Annotated in this window: 21 protein-coding genes; 11 read left to right on the forward strand and 10 right to left on the reverse strand. The window is 43.9% G+C overall.

Features of this window, described 5'->3' with window-relative positions; all coding sequences use genetic code 11:
• Positions 1–104 precede the first annotated feature (104 nt).
• A complete protein-coding gene (locus MAE_RS11055) occupies positions 105–1,757 on the forward strand; it encodes a CHAT domain-containing protein (protein WP_012265649.1) in 1,653 nt (550 codons plus the stop codon).
• Positions 1,758–1,763: 6 nt separating this feature from the next.
• A complete protein-coding gene (locus MAE_RS33300; RefSeq protein WP_158303511.1) occupies positions 1,764–1,928 on the forward strand; it encodes a hypothetical protein in 165 nt (54 codons plus the stop codon).
• Positions 1,929–1,972: 44 nt separating this feature from the next.
• On the opposite strand, the gene corA is transcribed toward MAE_RS33300, so the two are convergent.
• Positions 1,973–3,130 (reverse strand): magnesium/cobalt transporter CorA, encoded by a 1,158-nt coding sequence (gene corA / locus MAE_RS11060; RefSeq protein WP_012265650.1) that lies wholly within the window; start codon positions 3,128–3,130, stop codon positions 1,973–1,975.
• Positions 3,131–3,321: 191 nt separating this feature from the next.
• On the opposite strand from corA, the gene pdxA reads away from it, so the two are divergent.
• A complete protein-coding gene (pdxA, locus tag MAE_RS11065) occupies positions 3,322–4,350 on the forward strand; it encodes a 4-hydroxythreonine-4-phosphate dehydrogenase PdxA (RefSeq protein WP_012265651.1) in 1,029 nt (342 codons plus the stop codon).
• Positions 4,351–4,374: 24 nt separating this feature from the next.
• Positions 4,375–5,739: an NAD-dependent succinate-semialdehyde dehydrogenase gene (locus tag MAE_RS11070; RefSeq protein ID WP_002799077.1), complete on the forward strand. Its 1,365-nt coding sequence runs from the start codon at positions 4,375–4,377 to the stop codon at positions 5,737–5,739.
• Between the two features lie 1,143 nt (positions 5,740–6,882).
• Here MAE_RS11070 and MAE_RS11080 read toward each other — a convergent pair.
• The 5 genes from MAE_RS11080 to lysA form a co-directional block, all read right to left on the reverse strand.
• Positions 6,883–7,995, reverse strand: a complete 1,113-nt coding sequence (locus tag MAE_RS11080) for a hypothetical protein (RefSeq protein ID WP_002799079.1) — start codon at positions 7,993–7,995, stop codon at positions 6,883–6,885.
• 130 nt (positions 7,996–8,125) lie between these two features.
• Positions 8,126–8,440: a DUF1825 family protein gene (locus MAE_RS11085; protein ID WP_002738222.1), complete on the reverse strand. Its 315-nt coding sequence runs from the start codon at positions 8,438–8,440 to the stop codon at positions 8,126–8,128.
• Between the two features lie 252 nt (positions 8,441–8,692).
• Positions 8,693–9,442 (reverse strand): polyprenyl diphosphate synthase, encoded by a 750-nt coding sequence (gene uppS / locus MAE_RS11090; protein WP_002799081.1) that lies wholly within the window; start codon positions 9,440–9,442, stop codon positions 8,693–8,695.
• On the reverse strand, positions 9,439–10,359 hold the full coding sequence (cdaA, locus tag MAE_RS11095; RefSeq protein ID WP_002799082.1) for a diadenylate cyclase CdaA: 921 nt from the start codon (positions 10,357–10,359) through the stop codon (positions 9,439–9,441). Before cdaA ends, uppS begins: the two co-directional genes overlap by 4 nt.
• 21 nt (positions 10,360–10,380) lie before the next feature.
• Positions 10,381–11,784, reverse strand: a complete 1,404-nt coding sequence (gene lysA / locus MAE_RS11100) for a diaminopimelate decarboxylase (protein WP_012265652.1) — start codon at positions 11,782–11,784, stop codon at positions 10,381–10,383.
• Positions 11,785–11,817: 33 nt separating this feature from the next.
• Here lysA and MAE_RS33305 point away from each other — a divergent pair, with 33 nt between their 5' ends.
• Positions 11,818–11,973 (forward strand): hypothetical protein, encoded by a 156-nt coding sequence (locus MAE_RS33305; protein WP_158303512.1) that lies wholly within the window; start codon positions 11,818–11,820, stop codon positions 11,971–11,973.
• Positions 11,974–12,012: 39 nt separating this feature from the next.
• Positions 12,013–12,738: a GUN4 domain-containing protein gene (locus MAE_RS11105; RefSeq protein WP_012265653.1), complete on the forward strand. Its 726-nt coding sequence runs from the start codon at positions 12,013–12,015 to the stop codon at positions 12,736–12,738.
• A 37-nt stretch (positions 12,739–12,775) separates the two neighbouring features.
• Here the strand turns inward: MAE_RS11105 and MAE_RS11110 are convergent, their stop codons facing one another.
• The 4 genes from MAE_RS11110 to MAE_RS11120 all read right to left on the reverse strand — a co-directional run bounded on the left by MAE_RS11110 (position 12,776) and on the right by MAE_RS11120 (position 14,503).
• Positions 12,776–13,699 (reverse strand): thylakoid membrane protein ThyD, encoded by a 924-nt coding sequence (locus MAE_RS11110; protein WP_012265654.1) that lies wholly within the window; start codon positions 13,697–13,699, stop codon positions 12,776–12,778.
• Positions 13,700–13,751: 52 nt separating this feature from the next.
• Entirely contained in the window at positions 13,752–13,886 is a 135-nt protein-coding gene (locus tag MAE_RS35705; protein WP_269453985.1) for a hypothetical protein, read from the reverse strand.
• 38 nt (positions 13,887–13,924) lie between these two features.
• Entirely contained in the window at positions 13,925–14,284 is a 360-nt protein-coding gene (gene psb28 / locus MAE_RS11115) for a photosystem II reaction center protein Psb28 (protein ID WP_002757021.1), read from the reverse strand.
• A 105-nt stretch (positions 14,285–14,389) separates the two neighbouring features.
• A complete protein-coding gene (locus MAE_RS11120; RefSeq protein ID WP_012265655.1) occupies positions 14,390–14,503 on the reverse strand; it encodes a cytochrome b6-f complex subunit PetM in 114 nt (37 codons plus the stop codon).
• A gap of 302 nt (positions 14,504–14,805) precedes the next feature.
• Between MAE_RS11120 and MAE_RS11125 the strand changes: the two genes are divergently transcribed.
• The 5 genes from MAE_RS11125 to MAE_RS11145 all read left to right on the forward strand — a co-directional run bounded on the left by MAE_RS11125 (position 14,806) and on the right by MAE_RS11145 (position 18,610).
• A complete protein-coding gene (locus MAE_RS11125; RefSeq protein WP_002757019.1) occupies positions 14,806–15,327 on the forward strand; it encodes a DUF192 domain-containing protein in 522 nt (173 codons plus the stop codon).
• A gap of 373 nt (positions 15,328–15,700) precedes the next feature.
• Positions 15,701–15,895, forward strand: a complete 195-nt coding sequence (locus MAE_RS11130) for a DUF2949 domain-containing protein (RefSeq protein WP_002757016.1) — start codon at positions 15,701–15,703, stop codon at positions 15,893–15,895.
• A gap of 176 nt (positions 15,896–16,071) precedes the next feature.
• Positions 16,072–16,956, forward strand: a complete 885-nt coding sequence (locus tag MAE_RS11135; RefSeq protein WP_012265657.1) for a hypothetical protein — start codon at positions 16,072–16,074, stop codon at positions 16,954–16,956.
• Entirely contained in the window at positions 16,953–17,825 is an 873-nt protein-coding gene (locus MAE_RS11140; protein ID WP_012265658.1) for a hypothetical protein, read from the forward strand. Before MAE_RS11135 ends, MAE_RS11140 begins: the two co-directional genes overlap by 4 nt.
• Positions 17,822–18,610, forward strand: a complete 789-nt coding sequence (locus MAE_RS11145) for a hypothetical protein (protein WP_012265659.1) — start codon at positions 17,822–17,824, stop codon at positions 18,608–18,610. Before MAE_RS11140 ends, MAE_RS11145 begins: the two co-directional genes overlap by 4 nt.
• The last annotated feature ends 7 nt before the right edge of the window (positions 18,611–18,617 follow it).

Consider the following 18,617-nt stretch of genomic DNA (forward strand, 5'->3'; position numbering starts at 1 on the left):
CCTAAAATCTATTTTTGATTTAATTATAACCAGCTACTTAATACTCTTCCTTACCTTTCAGAAATCCTCTAGAATAAGATTCTATAGACTTCTCAAGAACCACAATGACCGATGATGCCATCCCTAGTCTAAATTTAGCCATCTCTAGTTTAGCCACGAGTAATAATTTCGCCCGTTGGGTGACGAAAGCACCCCTACCGGGGGGATATGTGCATCATGACTGTGAATGGACCGAGAGTCTAACCACGGAATGGATGGCATGGCAGGAAATGTTCTGTCTGCAAAAAATGCCGACCTTGCCGATGTTAGAGCAATTAGAAGCAAATTCTCGACCTAAACTGACTCTTTCGGGAGAAGGCGGCAGTTATGGCGGTCAATTAATGCAGAAACTAGGTATTAGTCTCTGGCAATGGTTATTTCAAGCATCAATTGGTCAAAGTTTCGCCCAAAGTCAGGGAATCGCCCTCGGCAAAAATCAGCCCCTGCGAATTCGCTTGGAATGTCGCAATCCCCATTTAATTCTGCTGCCCTGGGAAATTATGCAGCAAGCAGGTAAACAGGCCATATCTCTGCATCCGAATATACTCTTTAGCCGGACCACCAGCGATGTGGAACCACTACCACCGATAAAACCGAGTAATAGTCTCAATATTCTCTTAGTTATCGGCGAAAAACAGATTAAAACCGCCGCTAGTTCCCTCAACCTCACCGCCATTAATACCGGTGGAGAAACTAATCCCGACCAGGCACTGGAATCCGAAGCCGCCAATCTTATCCGGGCCATCTCCCCCAGTGGTTCCCCCCCTGAGAATTTGGGAGTGAAAATCAAAGTCGATACCCTAATTCGACCGGGGGCGAAAGAACTGACCGAGGCCTTGGATACGGGTAAATATCAAGCTTTTTTCTACGCTGGCCACGGAATCGCCGCCCCCAATGGCGGTTCCCTATTTCTGCGGACAGGGGAACAGCTAAACGGGACGGAGTTGGCCCAAGCTTTGGTGAGAAATCAAGTCATTTTAACCGTTTTTAATGCTTGCTGGGGTGCTTATCCCGCTAAATCGGGTCAGGAGATGATTCCCCGCAGCAGTCTGGCGGAAGTCTTGATTCACCATGGCGTTCCCGCAGTTTTGGCCATGCGAGATGCGATCGCTGATCGAGAGGCCTTGAGTTTTATCGAAGTTTTTACCCGCACCCTCTTCGGGTTCAAAGACAAAGAAGCGCAGATGTCCAAGTTGTTTCCCGCTCCAAGAGTCCCTATTGATCAGGCCGTTCGTATCGCCAGGCAGCAATTATTAACCCTCTACAAGTACAATCAACCCGCTTGGACTTTGCCGATTCTCTATATGCACCCGGAATTCGACGGGCAATTGCTGCAAACCCTTGATGAGACTCAATCACCGACGGTTATGCCCAATGTCTCCGGAACCATGCCCGCCGCTTTCTTATACTATCTCGATCGTCCCGAAAGAAAATGGTCAATCCGTGGTGGTGGCATGAATATAGGACGGGACATGGAAAATGATCTACAGATTACTGAAAAATGGGTTAGTAAAAACCATTGTCGGATCATTTGCCGTAAAAAACCCGATGATTCAGACTATCAATACTTTCTCGAAGATTTCTCCCGTTTTGGTACTTTTATCTACCAAGATGGCCAGTGGAAGCAGGTACATAACCAAGAAGTTCCCCTAGAGTCCGGTTTACAGATTCGCTTCGGCAGTTACCAAGGCCAAATCCTCGCATTTGTGGTCGAATAATTAGGGTTGGCTGAAAAAGTTTGTCGTCGGGGCAGGGTGTGGGGTGTGGGGTGTGGGGTGTTGGGGTTTTGGGGTGTTGGGGTTTTGGGGTGTGGGGTGTGGGGTGTGGGGTGTGGGGTGTGGGGTGTGGGAAGAATAAATAAAAATAATCTCCTGTCTCCTGACTCCTGACTCCTGCCTCCTGACTCCTGACTCCTGTCTCCTGCCTTCGTTAACTAACTTTTTGCTTCCTCTTTAAGGGAATAAATTGGTTTAAACCAACCTTTGCGCCAGAAGTAGAAAATCAAGCCTCCCGCTACGGCTAACATGACTAACCAGACCATGAAATAACTCCATTCTCCTTTTAATTCTGGCATATTCTCGAAGTTCATGCCATAGACACCAACGATAAAAGTTAAGGGAATAAAAATCGTCGAAATTACGGTTAAAAACTTCATAATTTCGTTTAATTTATTGCCCATAGTGGACATATAAACATCCATCAAACTCGCCGCTAATTCTCGATAAGCTTCGATAATTTCCAGAATTTGAATGACGTGGTCGTAGGAATCCCGAAAATAAATTTGTACTTCATCGCTGACTATACCATGATGGTCACGCATGAGTAGATGTAGGACATTTCGCATCGGCCAAATTAAGCGACGCAGTGCCAATAATTCCCGACGGACATCATAGATTTCCTGCATTGTATCTCGATCGGGATTACTAATGATCATATCTTCCAACGCTTCAATCCGATCTTCGTAGTGTTCTACCACGGGAAAATAACCATCGATAATCGTGTCTAATAATAAATAGGTTAAATAATCCGCCCCCGATTTCCGTACTCGTCCCTGGGAAGTGCGAATTCGATCTCTCACTATCTCAAAACAGTCCTGTAATTCCTCCTCTTGAAAACTTAAAAGATAGCGTTTTCCCAAGACAAAACTCACCTGTTCCGTATCAAAACCGCTTTCATCTTCTTTCAGTCGCACCATCTGAGAAATCACTAACAATTGATTGTTATAGTCCTCTAACTTCGGTCGCTGCGGCACATTAACCACATCTTCTAATAACAAAGGATGCAGATTAAAAATTTCTCCCACCTGTTTTAAAACCGTCTCACTACCTAACCCTTGAATATCCATCCAAGACACGGTATTTGTGCCAATATAGGGGGCGCAAGCATTGGGAGTAATATCCACCTTGCGAATGGCGTTATCTTCATCGTAGTCGATTAAAATAATCCGCGAGGGTTTGGCATCCGGTTCGATAATTAATGTCCCTGGTTCACTACCCGGTTCATCATAAAAATAATCGAAGTAGTCTTCTTCCTCGTCTCCATCGGTATCGGGACGATTGTTGACGAATATATCGGGTTGTAGTTGGGTCATAAGCTTACAACAATCTGGCTAATTTGGGCAATCAGAAAACAGAGAAGTTAAAAAATTTAATTTGCCTAAAGTTACTATCTATCGCCATGAGATTACAGTAAACTGAAGATTGTTTACTGATTTATTCCCTCCTGATGATTGTCAACGATCAGATTAATCGGGAGAATTAGCCATCTTGACGGCCAAAATTTATGGAATCCGCCTCTTTTATTCCCCGTCTAGTTATCCCCGTCGGTGATCCCGCCGGGATCGGCCCTGAAGTGGTGTTAAAAGCGATCGCCGATTCCCCAATCTCGTGCAGTTGTCAGATTACTCTAATCGGCACAAGAACGCTTCTCGAAAAAGCCTATCACGATCCCCATCTTCTCGATCGCTTTTCTCTGATCGATTTGCCCTACAATCAAGAAAAAATCGTTTGCGGGCGTGGGGATGCCCACAGTGGTGAAATTAGCTTTCTTTACCTGCAAGAAGCCATAAAACGCACCCTCAAGGGCGAATTTGACGGTATTGTCACCGGTCCGATCGCTAAATCCTGTTGGCAGTTGGCTGGTTATGATTTCCCCGGTCAAACGGAGGTTTTGGCTACCATGGCGGGAATTAACCGTTATGGGATGCTATTCGTCGCTAAATCCCCTCACACCGGCTATAACTTACGCACTCTCCTCGCCACTACCCACATCCCCCTGCGAGAAGTTCCCGATGCCCTTAACCCCGATCTGATGACCCGAAAACTAGATCTATTGATCGAGTCTTTAAAGCTAGATTTCGGCATCGATCGCCCAAAAATCGCCATATCCGGCCTTAATCCCCACAGTGGCGAAGCGGGAAAACTGGGAAGGGAAGAAAAGGACTGGTTACAGCCTTGGCTAGAGTCAATGGGGCAAAAATACCCGCAAACCCAATTAATCGGCCTTGTCCCCCCCGATACGCTTTGGGTGGAACCGGGGCGCGCTTGGTTTAGCGGTCAAGGGCAACCCGCCGACGCATATCTGGCATTATACCACGATCAGGGCTTAATTCCCGTGAAATTAATGGCTTTTGACTGTGCTGTTAATACTACCATCGGTTTGCCTTTTGTTCGCACCTCTCCAGACCACGGGACGGCTTTTGATATCGCCGGTCTTGGCATCGCTAGACCCCAGAGTATGCAAGCGGCGATCCAATTAGCGATCGAATTATGTCAGCAGCGGGACAGCCGGAGAACTAAACTAGAGATATAGCGCTCGATAGGAGACAATTGGGATATGGGTATCGCTTCAGTTAACCCTGCCACTGGAGAAATTCTCAAGACTTTTACCCCTCTAACCTCGGAGGAATTGGCGGCGAAATTGGCCCTAGCTGAGGCCACTTTTCAGCAGTATCGCCGGACCGCCATCAGTGAACGGGGACAGTGGTTACGGCAAGCGGCGGATATTTTGGAACGGGATCAAGTAGCATTGGCTAAAACCATGACTTTAGAAATGGGGAAACCAATCAAATCAGCGATCGCGGAAGTCCTCAAATGTGCCTTGGTTTGTCGTTTTTATGCCGATAATGCCGCCGGTTATCTGGAAGATGTGCTGATTGCCACCGATGCTAGTCGCAGTTTTGTCCGTTATCAACCGTTAGGGGTAATTTTAGCGGTTATGCCCTGGAATTTCCCTTTATGGCAAGTATTTCGCTTTGCTGCCCCCGCTTTAATGGCGGGAAATGTCGGCCTACTCAAACACGCTTCTAATGTCCCCCAATCAGCTTTAGCGGTGGAAAGAATTTTATTAGAAGCCGGTTTTCCCGAAGGTGCTTTTCAAACTCTTTTGATCGGGGCCGATCGCGTTAGTGATTTAATTAACGATGAACGGGTAAAAGCCGCCACTTTAACCGGTAGTGAACCGGCGGGGATGAGTTTAGCAGCCGCCGCGGGAAAACAGATCAAAAAAGTGGTTTTGGAGTTGGGAGGTAGTGATCCTTTTATCGTTTTAGATACTGCCGATATCGAGGCGGCAGCGGCTACGGCAGTGACGGCGCGATTGTTAAATAATGGTCAGACTTGTATCGCCGCTAAACGGTTTATTGTTATGGAAACTGTCGCCGATCAATTTGAACAGTTATTAGTGGCGAAATTCCAAGCTTTAAGAGTGGGTGATCCCCTCGATGAAACTGTTGATATCGGTCCTTTGGCCACGGTATCGATCGTCTCGGAAATTGCCCATCAAGTCGAAAAAACCGTCGCTATGGGTGGTAAAGTCCTTGTGGGGGGTCAACGTTTAGAGGGAAAAGGTAACTTTTATCTACCAACGATTTTAACCGATATTCCTGTCGGTTCTCCGGGGGAAAAAGAGGAATTTTTTGGACCGGTGGCTTTACTATTTCGAGTCAAAAATATCGATGAAGCGATCGCTTTAGCTAATGATAGTCCCTTTGGTTTAGGTTCTAGTGCTTGGACGAATAACCCCGCAGAAATTGAGCGTTTAATTACCGAAATTGAGGCCGGTTGTGTGTTTATTAACGGTATGGTTAAATCCGATCCTCGCTTGCCCTTTGGGGGTATTAAACGTTCTGGTTTTGGACGGGAATTAAGTGTCGAAGGTATTCGCGAATTTGTCAACGTTAAAACTGTTTGGATTAAGTAGGGTCTGCTGAAAAAGTTTTTCCTAGGGGCAGGGTGTAGGGTGTAGGGTGTGGGGTGTGGGGTTTTACCCATTTTCATCGGGTAAATTACCTAATTTTCAGGGAAAAAGTCCAGGGATTTTCCCCCCGACCACTCCCATATCTGGTACTTTTTGATTGACAAAAAGTCTAAAAGTCTTACCCAACAAGGTTTTTAGATTTATTCAGCTAACCCTAAGTAAATCAGTAGTGGACTGTTTCAGCTAATTTGGTGTATTAGAAAAATGCTATAAATTCTATAATCTAAGATTTTAAGCCGAAATCTATTGCCCTATTTTAGTTGAAACAGTCCAGTAGGGTGGGTTAGCAACGCGTAACCCACCACCATAACCAAAATCACCCACCACAATTGTCGGTGCGTTACGCTATCGAAGAGCGCACCCTACGGATTAAAAATATGCCGCGCATTTTTGATAATATTGAGTCCCATTTATTGCCAATTTTACAGAAAAGGGGCTGATTTTTGTGTGGGTTATTTTAATTTGCGCGGTTGGCAGTAACCTTTACACCTTTAATACCTTTGACCTTTATGATGAGCTAAGGCCATTTGATAACAAGAAATGGGGGATACTCCTTTTAATCTTTGTCCTCAGTCATTTCTTCCCAAATAGCAACGACTATACTAATAGGTAAAAAAACAACAAGAAAGGGAATATAAATTAAAGTTATTAATAAATCAATCAAAAAAATTAGGTCTCGAATATTATATTTACAAAAACGAAATAAGCCATTTTCAAATTGATTCCACAATCGGTAAAGCCACCTCATACTAAATCCGTTGAGTATAGGCTACATATCAGGAGAGGCACTCATGCAAAAGGGAGAATAAATAATCAGTCTTTAATAACCGGATTTAGTATTACTCTACGTTTCATTTTTAAACTATCTAAACTTGTGTTCATAACCCTTTGAAAGTGAAGAGATACTTTTTTAGCGTATCTGGATTTTGTGTATTTTCTCAGTTTTTTTTCAACTTTACTCCAGTATCTAATTTACTCTTAATAGAAAGAATAGATTCATAAATATATTTCTATATAATAGCCCCATTCATGCAATTGTACTCCTGACTCCTAACCCAACCAACAAACTTTTTCAGCCAACCCTACTTAGGTTCTCACTAAGGATTTATTGACAGTGGCTTCAATTTGATAAATAGATGAAAGGACGCTACCTTGATGATTATTGACCAGATCGTATTTGACTTCTTGTAAATAATTAAAAATGGCATCCCGCAGAATCGGTTTTTCAATGTTTACCCGGTGCTGATAGTCCCATAAATCCCAAACTATCAAACCAATTCCCACGATTGGATCGATTAATTCTGCCCCAAAACTACTCGCTACTGCCCCACCGGTTTTAGTGGCAATTTTCGCCCCCGTTTTTCCCGCTAGGGACAAATAAACTGTACTGCCCACTTTCATCACTGGGACCAGAGATTTAACTCCTAAAGCAGTGGTGCCACCGACTAAAAGTTTAATTGATGTGTTAGAAATATTGCCCTCGGTATCTTTAATTGTTACGGCTATATCACTAAGATAACGGTCCCATTTGCCTTGGGGAATTTGATAACTAGCCTGTATATTTGCCAATTCATTGCTTAAATTATTGACATATAAATTAACAGCATCCCTAGTAATTCTCTCTAGACGCAATTGAGCCTCTTGGGGACGAATTACCCGTTTAGTAAACTCGGTTTGAATAGTTTTGGTCAAATTTTCTGCCACCACCTGTTCCGGGAGTGGATTATCTGTATTGACCCAGTGAGCGATCGAGGAGTATAATCCGCTTAAAAAGGCCTTGCCCTCAAATTGTTTTTGATTGAAATAGTTAAAATACCAAGGCAGAAAACCCTGATCTACTCGTGTCATCAACTCCTCCACCCATCCCTCAATTTCTCCTAGGGCGAAGCTTTGAGAATTTGCTCTCGCTGTCTGTAAAGCTTGGCTAATCTCCCGATCGATTTGACTGTTAGATTTTTCGGGTATAGTGATGGGAATCTCTAGGTTAGTTTCGGTAGCAACCCTAGTTTTTAACGGTTCATTGCCGGCAGTTCCTAGCCAAATTTTCCCTAAAAGAGGCAAGATAACCACTAGAACAACTATAGCCCAAATTAACGGGGTTATTGCCTTAATCAGTTGACTGATTGCCTGAATGCGGTTAGTTTTTTCACTATACTGAGGTGGCTCAATATTCTCTTGTGAATCTGGCCTGGAGTTCATCAGTTAACCTACTTAAAATTATTAGATCATTGTTCTCAAAAAACCGCAGAAACCCCAATTTTCCGAGCAGTAATCTGGAGAGGACATTATCGGGCAAAAGGCAGCCAATACCCGATAAATATCGGCAATTTTAGCGAATCTCTGCCTTCATCCGTTCAAGGGTTTGCTGCATTTGGTCGAACATCATTTGGGGAGTCATACCAAATTGACCTAATTGGGTTTTTAGCTGTTCTACGGTCATTTGGGCGGAAAAATCCTCAGATAACTCAAAACGCTTCATAAATATCTTGTAGCGTTCCATTAACTCCTCCATCCTATCGATAAAGATTATTTTACCCTCTCGATCGAATTTACCGTACTCGCTGCCTAGTTGTGTGAGAGACTGGTAATCTTCAAATAGCTGTCTAGCTTCCTGTTGAACCACTTCTGAGTCAAAGAATCCCATAATCTTAAAACTGCTTATCGTCGATAGTTATTCTCTCCCCTATTTTATTTTAGCCTGGGAAAAAGTCTAGCTCCAGCCGATTTACGGATTACCGTATTGGGGAAATCGAGAAGATCACAAACGACCCCCGTCCCGGTTTAACCGTTGCCCCAGGGAGTTTAAGATTAAAAGTGATCAGACCTCTTGTAAAAATCAAAAATTGTCCTTTAACTGCCCCACAGTGGCTATTTCGCTAAATTTGGGCTGCAGCCCTTATAATTTGCCAAAACGACGATGACGACCCTGATAATCTTTTAAAGCGCGGTGAAATTGCACTCGATCGAAATCGGGCCAGAGGGTGTCAGTAACGTAGATTTCCGCGTAGGCCATTTGCCAGAGTAAAAAATTACTAATTCGCATTTCCCCACTACTGCGAATTAACAGGTCTGGGTTAGGAATCCCGGCAGTATAAAGATACTGTTCAAAGAGAGATTCATCGATCGCTTCCGGGGAGACTAAACCCTGTTGCACCTGACGAGCGATCGCCTGACAAGCTTGCACGATCTCCTCTCGGCCACCATAATTAGTAGCCACCGTAAATTGAATACCGGAATTTTTGCTAGTTTCTGCTTGAGATTTAGCAATTTCCCGTCTTAAAGACTCTGGCAAGGCTGATAAATTACCAATAAAGCGAATTTTGACATTTTGCTGCATCATTTCTTCTAATTCGCGCCGCAAAACCCGCTCGAATAGAGTCATTAAAAACTCTACTTCCTCGAGGGGACGACCCCAATTTTCTGTAGAAAAAGCATAAGCGGTTAAAGCGGGAATCCCCCAGTCACGACAACAGCGCAGCAAGTCTTTTAGTGCATCTACTCCCCGTTGATGGCCCATAATCCGCGGTAAACCACGATTTTTCGCCCAACGACCGTTCCCATCCATAATCACTGCGACGTGCTGAGGCAAACGGTTTTTATCTAAATCCGTAGGTAATTCTGGTGACAAGCTCGGTTTAAGAGTCATTTTCTATCTTTGGGGGTTGCTCTGGGCGAACGGGAGAATTTTTCTAAGATTAGACGACCTTTTAAGCCAATTGTACGCCCTAAACGTCCCCAACTCGGTGCGACCACTTCCCCCTCTCCCGACGGAGAAAACTTCGCTTCGAGAAGCTCTTTTAGTTTACTACTGGTTAAAGGCCGATCCAAATTACCCCCCGACGCGAGGGAAATCGAGCCGGTTTCCTCAGAAACCACAATACAGATACAATTATCTAGCCTTTCGGTAATGCCCATGGCCGCCCGATGACGGGTGCCTAATTGCCTAGAGGTACTGCGCTCCGATAAGGGTAGAATAACACCCGCGGCCACCACTCGATCGCCCCGAATAAATACGGCCCCATCGTGCAGTAAAGTTTTAGTTTGAAAAATAGTTTGAATTAATTCCTTAGATACTTGGCCATTGAGCGTCACCCCCGGATTGACAAACACTTTGGTGTCGAGATTGCCACTGGTTTCTAATACCATCAGCGCACCGGTGCGATTTTGAGATAGATCCTTCACCGCGTCCACTAACTCATCAATGACATTATCGGTCTTGGGAGTGGGGGAACTTTTTTTAAATAATTCCCACACTTGACCTTTGCCCAATAATTCTAAAAAACGGCGGAATTCCGACTGAAAAATCACAGCAATCGCCACTGCTGCCCCCAAAATCAATTTTTCTAGGACTAACCCCAGCAAGCGCAATCCTAGGGCATCGCTAATCACCGAGGCCAGCATTAAGTAGATTAGTCCTCGCACCATCCAAAAGGTACGCCGCTCGCCGATAATTAGCAGCAGCATATAGGTAAGGAGGAGAACTAACCCAAAGTCTAGGACTGACAGACCATGGCTGAGAATCCAGGACAATAACCGGCGAGGGTCCAGAAAAAAACCCGACATGGGGGACGATAGCGATGAGGTTTATATCAAGGAGAGTCGATTGGGTAAGCGGTCTTGACGCAGCAAATCCGCCAGATTTTCCCGTTCAAGGATCAGATTAGCTTCTCCATTTTGGACAATTACCGCCGCCGGACGGGGTAAGCGGTTGTAATTAGAAGCCATGCTGTAGTTATAGGCCCCCGTGGCTAAAACCACTAAAATATCCCCCGGGTTGGTTTTCGGTAGCGTAATATCCTTAATTAGAATATCGCCAGATTCACAATGCTTTCCAGCTATTGTCACCACTTCCTGACATTCTTGACTCATTTTATTGGCGACCACGGCCCGGTAAACCGATTGATAGGTAATCGGTCGGGGATTATCAGACATTCCGCCATCAACGGCGATATAGGTGCGGATTTCGGGGATTTCCTTGCGATTACCCACTGTATAGGCCGTTACGCAAGCGGTGGCAATCAGAGAGCGTCCCGGTTCGGCAATGAGCAGCGGATAAGCGATACCTCTTTCCTGACAAGCTTTGGCCACTGCTAAGGACACTGCTTGCACCCATTCCTCGATACTTGGGGGGTCATCACTTTCGAGGTAGCGAATCCCTAAACCACCACCCACATTTAATTGCTCTAGGGGTAAACCCCGTTCTAAACCTAATTTAAACCAATCTGCCAGCACAGCGGCTAAGTCTTGGTGGGGTTGACGTTCAAAAATCTGGGAACCGATGTGAGCGTGTAAACCCAGACAATTCAGCAGCGGATGAGCTAAAACATAGTCAAATACCGCTTCGATTTGATGGGGGTCAAAACCAAATTTACTGTCTAAGTGACCCGTGCGAATATATTCGTGGGTGTGGCACTCGATACCGGGGGTTAACCGCAACAGGATCGGAATAGGGGTATCAGGACGATTTTCGCCTAATTTAACCAGATTTTCTAACTCTAGCCAGTTATCAACGATAATAATGCAGTTATGCTCGATCGCATACTCTAACTCGGCGATCGATTTGTTATTACCATGAAAGTATATCGGCACATCGGTTTTCTTGATCTGGTCTAAAGCGGTTAACACCGTGTGAATTTCTCCGGCCGACACCACATCAAAACCTAATCCCTCCCTAGCGACCACGGCCGATAGGGCCAGGCAATTCCACGCTTTCGAGGCATAAATTACCCTAGATTCTCCGGGATAATGAGTCTGGAAACCTTGCAGGTATTGACGACAGGCAGTGCGGAGGGTGACTTCATCGACAATATACAAGGGTGAACCGAAACGTTCCACTAGGGTGGTGACATCACAACCACCGATTTCTAGACAATCGCGGTTATTAACCTTGGCTGTCAGGGGGAACAGGGTTTGATTCGGGGATAGACAATCTTGATAGGCTAAATATTTTTGTCCGGAATTGTTGATTTTAGGTTCAGTTGATAGCATAATCGGAGTTTTTTGTCAAGCAATCGATAATTTTTGTTACAATCTCTGCCCATCACCGATTCAGTCAAGGGAATTTTGACCGTCGGTGATCTAGATAGCCAAAATAGTTCTCTCTTTCAGTGTACGATCAACCACCCGCTAAAAATCCCTTTTTTGTCGGGAAAAAATCGAGCAGCGACCCCGAAATAGTGGTAATAGTATTGAAGGAGTGGTCTTAAAAGTGATGATATGACTGACCAGAATGGCGTGTTAGTAGAAGAACAGAGCGAGGATATTACCCGCAAGATGAGTCAATTAGCCACCGAGTCGCCGAAAAATCAATTACAAATCCTGACACAATTAGCCGGGGCCGGAGAAGGTGGCCTAACTGTATTGAGAGATTTTTTGTTGGCCCAGCAGCCCACTCCTGTTAATCTGGTGACAGGTAAGGCCTATCAATTGCTATACCAAGATAATAGCGCTCAGAGCAAGGAATTTTTAGCTAATTATTTCCCCACGGGTGTTGTTCCCCTCGATAGTGCTAAGGGTATCGATTATCGACTTTTACAGGAATTATTGGCTAAACAGGATTTTCAAACTGCCGATAGTCTCACCCGTCAAAAACTCTGTGAATTAGCAGGAGAAGCAGCAATACAGAGGAAATGGGTCTATTTTACGGAAGTAGAAGCTTTTCCCGGTGTAGATATTCAGACTATTGATCATCTTTGGTTAGTTCATTCGGAAGGGAAATTCGGTTGGTCGGTGCAGCGCAAATTATGGATAGGTGTGGGACAAGATTTCCCGAAACTCTGGCCGAAAATTGGCTGGAAAAATGGCAATAATTGGACGAAATACCCGCAGGAATTTATCTGGGATTTAAGCGCTCCCGTGGGCCATTTACCCCTGTTAAATCAACTGCGCGGGGTGAGAGTGGCCGCCTCTTTATTCTCCCATCCCGTCTGGAGTGAAAAATAGATTGAGATCATTTGAACTCGGGTATTGTATCAGCTTTCTACATTTTCGGGACGATTTCTTGTAAGGCCGCTTCTAGATTAGGATAACGATAGTCAAAACCGATCGCTTGAGTGGCTTTTGGCAGCACTTCTTGACCTTCTAAGACGATTTTTGCTCCTTCTCCCAAGAGAATTTCGAGGGCAAAATCTGGCACTGGCAACCAAGAAGGACGATTCATTACTTCCCCTAAAATCTGACAGAATTCTTTCATCCGGACGGGATTGGGTGCAGTAGCGTTGAAAGTACCGCTAATTCCCTGGCGATCGAGACAATAGATAATTAAATTAATTAAATCATCCCGATGAATCCAAGAAAACCACTGACGACCGCTGCCAATCGGTCCGCCGGCAAATAGTTTGAAGGGTGGGATCATTTTCCCTAAAGCACCCCCATTGCCTAAAACAATACCCGTGCGAAGAATGACTAAACGAGTGCCGTAATCTTTAACTTTTTGGGCGGCTGTTTCCCACTTTTTACAGACATCTGCCAGAAAATCGTCACCGGGAGGGCTATTTTCGTCAAAACTAGCGGTTTCACTGGTTCCATAGTAACCGATCGCCGAGGAGTTAATTAAAACTTTCGGTTTCTGGTCGGCCAGTGCGATCGCCTCGACAATTTTCTCGGTGCCGATTTCCCGACTAGCGACGATTGCTCGTTTTGCTTCCCCGGTCCAGCGTTCCGAAATCGGTTCTCCCGCTAGATTAATCACCGCATCACATCCAGAAATCTCTTTTTGCCAATCCCCCGATTCTGTGGCGATATAGGGAATAATCTCTATCTTAGGATAGATTGACTTTGGGTAAATTCTCCCGGCTTTATCGGGATTGCGAGTCAAAATTAGGATGTCATCGCCGCGATCATAGAGTTTGACCACCAATCGACTACCCACAAATCCCGTCGCCCCAGTAATCGCTATTTTCATGGTTTCTTGACTAAATTTATCCTTATTTTAGCTGGTTTTTGGCTATCAGAGTTCAGGAGTCAGTCCCGATGAAAAAATTTTCACCCCCACAGATGAAAGATGTTTCTTTCCCTACACCCCACACCCCACACCCTACACCCTCTTTCAAGTCGGTAGTCAGGAGATTATTTTTATTTGTTCTCCCCACACCCTACACCCCACACCCTACACCCCACTTCCCACTTCTCACTTATCCTGATACCCCATCCCGTTGGCTGCCGCATAACGATTCATAAAGCGCAGAAAACGCTCCCAGTGTTCATCGGTGATTTCAAAACCACATTCTACCCGTTGAATTTCATCTCCTTCATCTCCTCCAAAAATAAACTTAGTCGAGTTGGGAATAACTATAATCACTCCTTCCTCATCGGTGAGACGAAGATCACCGTAGGTGCGGGTGGTGAAACTTTGGAAACGTTCGATCGCTTTCAGGGTTTTAAAAGTCATCAGGACATTGCGAATCCCGGTACTTTTATTTTTGCGGAGACTAACACCGCTTAATTCTTCTGATAAACCAACAAAAAACTCGATCGTGGGAGTGGTCATAGGTATAGCTATAAAATTTTAGTTATTGATTTTCTCTTAATTACTTTTGATGGGGAAAAATTAGTTCATGATTACTAATAAAGTAACCATGAACGGAAAAACAAGCTATTCCGCTTCTCCACCTTGGATTTTGAGGAGGAGAAAACCCCAAGCTAATCCGACGAGGACGAGAACGATCGCCACGATCGCCCCATTAAATAACATACTTTCTGCGGTCATGGTGATTGCTCCTGAGCCTACAATAATCGATCAATAGATCAATGGTATTTTAACCTACGAAGGCGATCGACTGCAGCCGGACTAGGGCAAAATTGAGGGGGAAAATCGGCCAATAACTTTGAGAATTTTCCTAGTATATACGTTCTAGCAATCCTGCCCCTCTCCTCAAGGAAGGATGCTCACCCCCATGCTAGATATTTTTAATACTATCTTTATATTTGCCGTCACCACTTTGTGTTAGTGTCTTATCTGCTTAATTCTCCACTTATACTAGAAAAATTAAGTATTGATAACTATTGGTGATGACTGGTAAAAAATCATTTATGCTCAAGATCAAGTTAATACTATTTTTAGGTTTGTTGCTGCTGAGTTGTCAATCGACTAATCTCAATGGTAATAATAGTTCAATGGCTCAGATTACGACTGAGAATCAAGGGCAAATATTACCGATCACGGCCAAAGCAGATATTAATGGTGAGATGATTGAGTTAGAAGTGGCTCAAACCCCCGAACAACAAGCCAAGGGTTTAATGTATCGCTCATCTTTGGAGAAAAATCGCGGTATGCTATTTCCCTTTGCACAACCTCTGATGGCCCGGTTTTGGATGAAAAATGTCTCGATTCCTCTAGACATGATTTTTCTAAAAGATGGTATAGTAAAAGCAGTTTTGCTGAATGTCCCTCCTTGTGCCGTCGATCCTTGTCCTGTCTATGGGCCAAACACCATGGTTAATCAAGTGATCGAACTAGCCGGGGGCCGAGCCAAAGAATTAGGAGTGAAAGAAGGAGATAAAATTAAGATTGAGTCTATCTCAAGACCTTGATTTTTGAAAATGGTGTTAACTTTCTTATAGAAGGTGTCCCTTGTCTGGAAATATAAGTATGGCTTTTAGAAGCTATTACGCATTTATACTGTTTAAGATATAACCATATCGATTAAGATTTTTATAGTCTATCAAGTCATAGATTGAATAATCTTTACCCTTGATATAGATAGATTAAACAGAGACAAAATTCTGCTCGATCTAACGGGACTATCTTAAGAGAGCCAGCGATTTTTAGGAAAGCGCTCTCTATCATCGGGATAGCTTAGATACAGAAAAAACGGTCGCGAGACTAACTGTCCTTGAAACCGATCAGGTAGTGTTTTGTTAAAATCACGAGATCTACTATACTATTGAGGAAAAAAAACCCCCTATGTCCACGATTGCCTATTCCCAATTCCGACGATTTCTACAAGAGGAATTGTCCCTTCCCCAAGAATCGATCGCTATGGCCGAGCGCTCGATCCAATCTGATAAAATTCATTTACCGATGATTCTCTGGCAGTACGGTTTAGTGACCTTGGAACAATTAGACAAAATTTATGATTTTCTCGAAGAGGTAGTATAATCTTGCAATTGCTCACTATTGACAAGGAGAATAATTGCCATGGCTGCTCATAGTTTCTGGCACAGTTTGAAAATTCCGATCCCAAAAACTACCAATCATCACTTGAGAAGTGGGTTATTTAAACCCACTTTTTTAATAACTATACAATTGAGAATTATCGATTAACTGCTCAGTCCATGAAACCCCATGACCAATTTGCCAAAAATTACCTTGAACAATTACTTTCTCCCCTGGGAATCGTCGAAATCAGCAAAGAAGTCAGCGACGAAACTCGACAGATAGATTTATTTTTTTCCCCCAATCCCGAACCCAACCCCAATTATCTGGGATTATTAGGCAGAATTGTCCTTAATACTGTCTTAATTGAACCCTATCGCAATCCTCCCAACCGTAGCGAGATTCGTAATTGTTTAGCGAAACTTTTGACAATTTTAGCCGAACTGCAAAGACAAGCTAAACGGGAAAATCAGAGCTACAATGAAGACAATGCCCCTCGTTTGTGGATTTTATCCCCTTCGGCTAGTCTGACTCTTGTAGAGAGTATTGGGGCAAAATTAGACCCAGATTGGCCAGAAGGAGTCTATTTTCTTCCCTCGCTTTATCGCACGGCAATTATCGCTATTAATCAATTGCCTGTGACTGCTGAGACTCTCTGGTTAAGATTATTAGGACGGGGAAAAACTCAAGACCAAGCGGTGCGAGAATTGTTAGAATTACCTCAAGGTAATGCTTTCCGGGAAAATGTGCTGGAATTATTAATTAGTTGGCGGGTTAGTATGGAAATAAATAACATCCTAGAAACTGAAGATAGAGAGGTGTTTATGACCTTATCTCAAACCTATCAGGAATGGAAGGAAGCAACTAAACGGGAAGGACTCGAACAAGGACTCGAACAAGGACTCGAACAAGGACTAGAGCGAGGACTAGAGCGAGGAAAACTAGAGGCTAAACTGGAATCTATTCCCCGTTTGCTTGCTTTGGGTTTAAGTGTGGAACAAATCGCTCAAGCTTTGGATTTAGACTTAGAACAGGTCCGACGAGCTATTCAAGAAACCCCATGAAACCCCATGACCAATTTGCCAAAAATTACCTTGAACAATTACTTTCTCCCTTGGGAACCGTCGAAATCAGCAAAGAAGTCAGCGATGAAACCCGACAGATAGATGTATTTTTTTCCCCCAATCCCGAACCCAACCCCGATTATCTGGGATTATTAGGCAGAATTGTCCTTAATACTGTCTTAATTGAACCCTATCGCAATCCTCCCAACCGTAGCGAGATTCGTAATTGTTTAGCGAAACTTTTGGCGATTTTAGCCGAACTGCAAAGACAAGCTAAACGGGAAAATCAGAGCTACAATGAAAAGAATGCCCCTCGTTTGTGGATTTTATCCCCTTCCGCTGGTATCACTGTTTTAGAAGGATTTGGGGCAAAATTAGACCCAGAGTGGCCAGAAGGAGTCTATTTTCTTCCCTTGCTTTATCGCACGGCAATTATCGCTATTAATCAATTGCCTGTGACTGCTGAGACTCTTTGGTTAAGATTATTGGGACGGGGAAAAACGCAAAACCAAGCGGTGCGAGAATTGTTAGAATTACCTCAAGGTAATGCTTTCCGGGAAAATGTCCTGGAATTATTAATTAGTTGGCGGGTTAGTATGGAAATAAATAACATCCTAGAAACTGAGGATAGAGAGGTGTTTATGACTTTATCTCAAACCTATCAGGAATGGAAGGAAGCAACTAAACGGGAAGGACTCGAACAAGGACTCGAACAAGGACTAGAGCGAGGACTAGAGCGAGGAAAACTAGAGGCTAAACTGGAATCTATTCCCCGTTTGCTTGCTTTGGGTTTAAGTGTGGAACAAATCGCTCAAGCTTTGGATTTAGACTTAGAACAAGTCCGACAAGCTATTCAAGAAACTCCATGAAACCCCATGACCAATTTGCCAAAAATTACCTTGAACAATTACTTTCTCCCCTGGGAATCGTCGAAATCAGCAAAGAAGTCAGCGACGAAACTCGACAGATAGATTTATTTTTTTCCCCCAATCCCGAACCCAACCCCAATTATCTGGGATTATTAGGCAGAATTGTCCTTAATACTGTCTTAATTGAACCCTATCGCAATCCTCCCAACCGTAGCGAGATTCGTAATTGTTTAGCGAAACTTTTGACAATTTTAGCCGAACTGCAAAGACAAGCTAAACGGGAAAATCAGAGCTACAATGAAGACAATGCCCCTCGTTTGTGGATTTTATCCCCTTCGGCTAGTCTGACTCTTGTAGAGAGTATTGGGGCAAAATTAGACCCAGATTGGCCAGAAGGAGTCTATTTTCTTCCCTCGCTTTATCGCACGGCAATTATCGCTATTAATCAATTGCCTGTGACTGCTGAGACTCTTTGGTTAAGATTATTAGGAAGGGGAAAAACTCAAGACCAAGCGGTGCGAGAATTGTTAGAATTACCTCAAGGTAATGCTTTCCGGGAAAATGTCCTGGAATTATTAATTAGTTGGCGGGTTAGTATGGAAATAAATAACATCCTAGAAACTGAAGATAGAGAGGTGTTTATGACCTTATCTCAAACCTATCAGGAATGGAAGGAAGCAACTAAACGGGAAGGACTCGAACAAGGACTAGAGCGAGGACTAGAGCGAGGAAAACTAGAGGCTAAACTGGAATCTATTCCCCGTTTGCTTGCTTTGGGTTTATAGTTATTTC

The organism is Microcystis aeruginosa NIES-843 (genome assembly GCF_000010625.1).
In the GTDB taxonomy this organism is placed as follows: domain Bacteria; phylum Cyanobacteriota; class Cyanobacteriia; order Cyanobacteriales; family Microcystaceae; genus Microcystis; species Microcystis aeruginosa.

Coding starts and splice junctions, on each gene's coding strand:
- corA (WP_012265650.1), bottom strand. CDS start 3,130: ATGACCCAACTACAACCCGATATATTCGTCAACAATCGTCCCGATACC.
- MAE_RS11135 (WP_012265657.1), top strand. CDS start 16,072: ATGAAACCCCATGACCAATTTGCCAAAAATTACCTTGAACAATTACTT.
- psb28 (WP_002757021.1), bottom strand. CDS start 14,284: ATGACCACTCCCACGATCGAGTTTTTTGTTGGTTTATCAGAAGAATTA.
- MAE_RS11070 (WP_002799077.1), top strand. CDS start 4,375: ATGGGTATCGCTTCAGTTAACCCTGCCACTGGAGAAATTCTCAAGACT.
- MAE_RS11055 (WP_012265649.1), top strand. CDS start 105: ATGACCGATGATGCCATCCCTAGTCTAAATTTAGCCATCTCTAGTTTA.
- uppS (WP_002799081.1), bottom strand. CDS start 9,442: ATGACTCTTAAACCGAGCTTGTCACCAGAATTACCTACGGATTTAGAT.
- pdxA (WP_012265651.1), top strand. CDS start 3,322: ATGGAATCCGCCTCTTTTATTCCCCGTCTAGTTATCCCCGTCGGTGAT.
- MAE_RS11125 (WP_002757019.1), top strand. CDS start 14,806: ATGACTGGTAAAAAATCATTTATGCTCAAGATCAAGTTAATACTATTT.
- MAE_RS11120 (WP_012265655.1), bottom strand. CDS start 14,503: ATGACCGCAGAAAGTATGTTATTTAATGGGGCGATCGTGGCGATCGTT.
- MAE_RS11130 (WP_002757016.1), top strand. CDS start 15,701: ATGTCCACGATTGCCTATTCCCAATTCCGACGATTTCTACAAGAGGAA.
- MAE_RS11145 (WP_012265659.1), top strand. CDS start 17,822: ATGAAACCCCATGACCAATTTGCCAAAAATTACCTTGAACAATTACTT.
- MAE_RS11105 (WP_012265653.1), top strand. CDS start 12,013: ATGACTGACCAGAATGGCGTGTTAGTAGAAGAACAGAGCGAGGATATT.
- MAE_RS11110 (WP_012265654.1), bottom strand. CDS start 13,699: ATGAAAATAGCGATTACTGGGGCGACGGGATTTGTGGGTAGTCGATTG.
- lysA (WP_012265652.1), bottom strand. CDS start 11,784: ATGCTATCAACTGAACCTAAAATCAACAATTCCGGACAAAAATATTTA.
- MAE_RS11085 (WP_002738222.1), bottom strand. CDS start 8,440: ATGGGATTCTTTGACTCAGAAGTGGTTCAACAGGAAGCTAGACAGCTA.
- cdaA (WP_002799082.1), bottom strand. CDS start 10,359: ATGTCGGGTTTTTTTCTGGACCCTCGCCGGTTATTGTCCTGGATTCTC.
- MAE_RS11140 (WP_012265658.1), top strand. CDS start 16,953: ATGAAACCCCATGACCAATTTGCCAAAAATTACCTTGAACAATTACTT.
- MAE_RS11080 (WP_002799079.1), bottom strand. CDS start 7,995: ATGAACTCCAGGCCAGATTCACAAGAGAATATTGAGCCACCTCAGTAT.